A 1601-nucleotide genomic window follows, 5' to 3' on the forward strand; every position below is an offset into this window, starting at 1 on the left:
GTCGTGGCTCACTTCCTGCTTCAGCGCGACCGCGCCTTCCAGGACATCGCCGACCCGGGCGCTCGCGCCGTGGGAGGCGAGTGCCGTGACCTTGCTGCCGCCGGTCGGGGCGCTGTCGTTGCCTTGCGCGACCGCGGTCGAGCCGCCGCGCATCACGACGAGGTTGTCGGTGCGGGAGCGGGTGAGGCCGCGCGACACCAGCTTGGAGGCGTGGTGGCCCGCGTCGTCCGGCTCCTTGCCTTCCTCGACGCCCTTGCCGAGCGCGTCGAAGTTCGACTCGGTCGGATCGACATGGGCGAGATCGAAGCGCGACATGTAGCTCACCGCCAGCTCGCGGAAGACGTAGTCGAGGATCGAGGTCGCGTACTTGATGCTGTCGTTGCCCTGCACGGGGCCCGCCGGCTCGAAGCGGGTGAAGGTGAAGGCGTCGACATATTCGTCGAGCGGCACGCCGTACTGGAGGCCCAGCGACAYGGCGATGGCGAAGTTGTTGATGAAGGAGCGGAGCGCCGCGCCTTCCTTATGCATGTCGATGAAGATCTCGCCGAGACGGCCGTCGTCATACTCGCCGGTGCGGAGATAGACCTTATGTCCGCCGACGACCGCCTTCTGGGTGTAGCCCTTGCGTCGGTCAGGCATCTTCTCGCGCTCGCGCATCACGATGATGCGCTCGACCAGCTTCTCGACGATCTTTTCCGAGACCTGGGCGGTGCGCGCCGCCATCGGCTTCTCGTAGAGCGTCTCGACCGCATCGTCCTCGTCCTCATCGTCGGCGATGAGCTGCGAGTTGAGCGGCTGGCTGAGCTTGGAGCCGTCGCGATAGAGCGCGTTGGCCTTCAGCGCGAGCTTCCACGACAGCATGTAGGCGGACTTGCAGTCCTCCACCGTGGCGTCGTTCGGCATGTTGATGGTCTTGGAGATCGCGCCGGAGATGAAGGGCTGCGCCGCCGCCATCATGCGGATGTGGCTCTCGACCGACAGATAGCGCTTGCCGATCTTGCCGCAGGGATTGGCGCAGTCGAACACCGGATAGTGCTCGGCCTTGAGGTGCGGGGCACCTTCCACCGTCATCGCGCCGCAGATGTGGACGTTGGCCGCCTCGATCTCGCGCTTGGTGAAGCCGACGGCCTGGAGCAGGTCGAAGCCGGGAGCCGCAATGGCTTCCGCGCCGATGCCGAGCTGGTCGCGGATGAAGTCCTCGCCAAAGGTCCACTTGTTGAAGGCGAACTTGATGTCGAAGGCGGTCGGCAGGGCCTTCTCGACCTTGGCGATGGCCTCATCGGTAAAGCCCTTGGCCTTCAGCGTCGAGGCGTTGATGCCGGGGGCGTTGGAGAGGGAGCCGTGGCCGACGGCGTAGGCCTCGATCTCCGCGATCTCGCTCTCGCGATAGCCGAGCGCGCGGAGCGCTGCGGGAACCGCGCGGTTGATGATCTTGAAGTAGCCGCCGCCGGCGAGCTTCTTGAACTTCACCAGCGCGAAGTCGGGCTCGATGCCGGTGGTGTCGCAATCCATGACGAGGCCGATCGTGCCGGTGGGCGCGATGACCGTGGTCTGGGCGTTGCGATAGCCGTGCTTCTCGCCGAGTTCGAGCGCCGCATCCC

At 65.9% G+C, this 1601-nt stretch carries 1 protein-coding gene; it reads right to left on the reverse strand.

Annotation, left to right across the window (positions count from 1 at the left end):
* A partial coding sequence (locus AC1D00_RS40335) for a TSCPD domain-containing protein (RefSeq protein ID WP_477014540.1) occupies positions 1-1601 on the reverse strand: 1601 nt, incomplete at both ends.

This window comes from Bradyrhizobium sp. P2_E8, assembly GCF_056403875.1.